The sequence below is a fragment of the Archangium sp. genome, assembly GCF_036388035.1.
Taxonomy (GTDB): domain Bacteria; phylum Myxococcota; class Myxococcia; order Myxococcales; family Myxococcaceae; genus Archangium.
On the sequence record NZ_DASVSO010000158.1, the window covers coordinates 1 to 4,849 of the forward strand.

The window sequence follows — 4,849 nt, forward strand, 5'->3', positions numbered from 1 at the left end:
GTGCTCGACCATGGCGCGCTCCATGGCGTGGTGCATGCGGCCGGGCTGGCATCACCCGGTCGCATCGGAGGGCGGGAGGACGCGGCCTTCGCGCGGGTGCTCGGGCCCAAGGTCCGGGGCACATGGCTCCTCTGGAGGGAACTGGAGCGCAGGCGCATCCGGCCCGACTTCTTCGCGCTCTTCTCGTCCATGTCGGCGAGCTGGCCGGGGCTGGGTGGAGGGCTGGGAGACTACGTCGCCGCGAATGCATACCTGGATGCCTTCGCCCTGGCGCGCCGGGCGGAAGGCCTGCCATTCACGTCCGTGGCGTGGTCCGTGTGGAGCGAGACCGGAATGGGAGCCGAGCCCACGCTGGTCCGCGCCATGGAAGCGCGAGGGCTTCCCGCCATCTCCACACGACAGGGCGTGGATGCGTTCCTTCGCGTGCTCGCGCTCGGCCGAGCGCACGTCGTGGTCGCGCCCATGGGGCCTCGCGCGGCTGCGTCCGCGGCACCCACCCTCGTGTCGCGGCCACCTCCGGCCGTGACGTCGGCGCCCGCTCCCACGGGGGCTCCGTCCAGCGTGGTGGAGGAGCTTCGTGTGCTCGTGGCGAAGGCGCTCGACGTGGACCCGGGCGAGGTCGCGACGGACCGCTCGTTCCTGGCCATGGGGCTGGACTCACTGAACGCGTTGGATCTGGCGAAAACCCTCTCGGACCGCTACCGCGTCGAACTCCCCCCCACCCTGTTCTTCGAGCAGCCCACGATCGACTCGCTCGCGGAGTACCTCCGGAAGGCCAAGGGAGACACGGCCCCGGTCTCGACTCCGGCGCGGGGCGTCGCAACCGAAGCTCCGCTCTCACCCGTGCAGAAGGCGTTCTGGGTCCAGCAGCGGCTGCACCCGGACGTCCCCGTGTTCTCGTTCGTCCGGCAGACGGTTCGAGGGCGGCTGTCGGTGGACGCACTCCGGAAGGCGGCGGGGGTGGTGGCGCGGCGCCATCCCCTGCTCCGAGCCTCGGTGGCGGTCTCGGCCCAGGGCGAGCCGGTGCAACGGCTCTCCGAGACCGTGGAGGCCCGGCTCGTCGAGCACGGAGAGGTCGCGGACGTGGAGGCCCTCGCGGATGGCGTCGTCAACACGCCGTTCGACCTCTCCCATCCCCCCCTGTGGCGCGTGGACGTGGCCCGTGACGCGGCGGATACGACGCATGTGCTCCTGTGCGCGCACCACCTGATCGCGGATGCCTGGAGCCTGCAGGTGATCGCCGCCGACCTCTGGCGAGCGTATGCGGCCGCCACTTCGGGCCAGGCGCTTCCCGATTGGCCGGAGGCACACGGCTTCTTCGATGCGCTCGACGTCCGCCGGCCCAGGCTCGATGAGGATCTCGCGTGGTGGCGTGAGCGCCTCGCGGGTGCACCCGCCCTGCGCCTGCCCTTCGACGGGGACCCGCTCGCGCCCCCCGAGCCGCCGATCCTGTCCGTTCTGCGCCAGCTGGGTCCGGAACAGACGCGGGCCTTCGTGGCGGCGGCCGCCGCGGCGGACGTGTCCGTGTTCCACCTGTCGCTGGCAGTTCACGCCCGGTGCCTCGCGCGGTGGTCGGGAGCGGACGAGGTCGTCGTGAACGTGGCCCGGGCCCGCCGGGAGATGCGCGTTCCGGGAATCGAGCAGGTGGTGGGCTGCTTCGCGGACACGCTGCCGCTGCGCCTCCGGCTGGAGCCCGGGGAGTCGCTGGCCCTGCTCGCGAAGCGCGCCCGCGACGCGCTCCTGGAGCTGGAGCGCCACGCCTCGCCGACCTCGATCGAGATCGCCCGGGTGCTGCCCGGGGACACCGCCTCACCCCGAGTCGCGAGCGCGGCGAGCTACAGCTACGCACGCTTCCCCCTCTCCCTCCCGCCCGAGCTCCCCGAGTTGCTCGCCCTCGCGGGCCGGACGGCGACCCCCGCCACCCGGCTCGGACTCGCGGTGTGGGAGTTCCAGGGCGCGCTGTGCTTCGCATGGAGCTTCCCGGAGCGCGTCCTCCGGAAGAACACCGTCGAGACGTTCGCGGACGAGCACCTGCGGGCCCACATGGAAGCCAGCTCCGCCCTCCAGGCCCCGTCGATCCCCGAGCGGATCGCCGCTCGCCTCCAGGAATCACCGGACCGTGTGGCGCTGCGGGAGGGCGATCGGAGCCTCACGCGCGGCGAGCTGGACCAACGGGCCGCCCGTGTGGCCGCTGCGCTCGCCAGGCGCGGCATCGGTCCCGGCTCGGTGGTGGCCCTCCTGTCGGACCAGAACGTGGAGGGCATCACCGGGCTGCTCGGCATCCTGCGGACGGGGGCGGCCTGGCTGCCGCTCGATCCGGAGCACCCACCGGCGCGGCTCCTCCTGCAGCTCGAGCGGGCCGGCGCCCAGGTGTGCCTCTACGCGAGTGGTGCCGCGAGCACCGCGGCCGGGTTGACCGGGACGGTCACGACGCTGGCGATCGAGCAACAGGTGGAGCCCGGTGCACTCGCTCCGCCGGTGCGGGTCGGAGACGAGGCGCTCGGCTACATCATCTTCACCTCTGGCTCCACGGGCCGACCGAAGGGTGTCCCCATCACGCACGGGGCCATGCGCGGCTACCTCGAGTGGGCGCTGGAAGCGTTCGGGTACGGAGTGGAGGACGTCCTGCTCGGGACGTCGTCGTTGTGCTTCGACGCCTCGGTCCGGCAGGTGCTCGCGCCGCTCGTGGCGGGGGCCACGCTCGTCTGTTGCCCCCGCTCGCTGGCGAGGGATCCGGAGCGACTCCTGGAGACCGTGGACCGCGAGCGCGTCACCGTCTTGAGCACCGTGCCCTCGCTGCTGGCGCGCCTGCTCCGCTACGAGCTCCGGCCGCTCGAACGCCTCCGCTGGTTGAAGGTCGGAGGCGAGGCCCTCCCGCCGGGGCTCATCCGCACGCTGCACGACCGGCTCGGCCGAGCACCGCCCGTGGTGAACCTGTACGGGCCGACCGAGACCACCATCAACGCCACCTGGCACGTGGTGGGGAGCCGCCCGTCGGATGACGTCGAGCGCATTCCCATCGGGCGCCCCATCGGCGGCGCGACGGTGTACGTCCTGGCGGAGGACGGCACCCCGTGTGCTCCGGGAGTGCCCGGGGAGCTGCACGTGGGAGGACGCGGGCTGTCCTCGGGGTACCTCGGTGAGCCGGAGTTGACGCGTCGCGCGTTCATCCAGGGAGCCGGGGGCGTGAGGCTGTACCGGACCGGAGATCGCGTGGTCCTGCGCGAGGACGGGACGCTCGACTTCCTCGGGCGGGTGGACGACCAACTCAAGGTCCACGGCCACCGCATCGAGCCCGGGGAGATCGAAGCCGTGCTCGCGCGCCACCCGGCTGTCGCCCTGGCGGTGGTCCGGGCCGTGGGGGATGCCTCCGAGCGTCGCCTCGAGGCGTGGATCCAGTTCCGGGATGTGCCTCCCACGGAGGATGCGCTCCGCGACGTCCTGCGCGAGCACCTCCCCGAGGCGATGTGGCCGAAGCACTTCCACATGCTCGATGCGCTTCCGACAACCGTCACCGGGAAGGTGGATCGCGCGGCGCTCGAGCCCCTCTCCGGAGTGGCGCCCGCGCGGACCGTCCGTGGAGGCCCACCGCGAACGGCCACCGAGCAGCGCATCGCGGAGGCCTTCGCGAGCGTCCTGTCCCGGGCCGAGGTGGGCCGAGACGACGACTTCTTCGAGCTCGGCGGCGACTCGATGGGCATCCTGGAGGTGTTCACCCGGCTCCAGGCTTTGGACCTCCGGCTGCCGCGCCCCGCCACGCTCTACACGGCGCGGACGGTTCGCGCGCTCGCGGAGGCCATCGACGCGCATGCCGCCCGGAGCGCGCCAGAGGCCGTCGTCGCACGAGCAATGGATGCGGAGGGAACAGGGTTCCCACTGTCACCCGCCCAGCGAGGGTTCCTCGTGGCGCACGCGAGCGATCCGGACGGTTCGGTCCGCTGGTCCGCGCGGCTGCTGTTGGAGGGGGAGTTGGATTCAACCCTCTTCCGAGAGGTGCTCGGCCGGCTCGTGAAGCGCCACCCGATGCTGCGGACGGTGGTGGATGCGAGCCGGCGTCCACCCGAGCAGCGTGTCCTGGAGCCGGGGGAGCCTCCGCTGCACCTCGTGGACCCCTGTGCACCCGACGAGCTCGACCGCCTCTTCGCGGAGGCACGGCGCCGACACTTCGACCCCGAGAAGGCACCGCCCATCGAGCTGCACCTGTGCCGCACCGCGCCTGACAGGCACGTCCTCATCATCGCCGCGGACCACCTCATCGGAGACGGGCTGAGCGGGTGGATGCTCGTCCGGGAGCTCCTCCAGGCGTATGACGCGCTCGCACGAGGGGTGGAGCCGTCGCTCCCGCCGCTCCGCTCGACCTTCCGCGATTACGTCATGCACCTGGCGGACCGGGCCGCGGCCCGGGAGGACGCGGCATTCTGGAGCCGGACCTTCGCCGCGCCCTACGTGCCGCCACGCACCTGGTACAGGCCCGAGGGCCCCACCCCCACCCGCGACGAGGTGACGCTCTCGGCCGAGCGCGTGGAAGCCCTCCGGGCCTCGGCCGCACGCCGAGGCGGTACGCTGTTCGAGTGGGTGCTCGCCGCATGGACGTTCGCGTTACGTCGCCTGACGGGGCAGGACGACCTCGTCGTCGGCACGGCATTGTCGGGCCGGGACGCGCCCTTGCCCGACGTACACCGCGTCTTCGGTCCGTTCGCGACCGCGGTCCCGCTGCGGCTGCGGTGTGTGGCGTCAACGCCCCTCGAAGTACTGGAAGCAGTCCGAGGCGTGGTCGCGGACGCACGCGCGCACGCCCTCACCCCGGGAGAGATCGCCCGAGCGGTTCCCGGAGGCCTCCCGCTCGAGG

At 72.6% G+C, this 4,849-nt stretch carries 1 protein-coding gene; it reads left to right on the forward strand.

The features are described 5' to 3' along the window. Nucleotides 1-4,849, forward strand: a 4,849-nt coding sequence (locus VF697_RS07060) for an amino acid adenylation domain-containing protein (RefSeq protein WP_331092729.1), incomplete at both ends; no start/stop codon positions are given.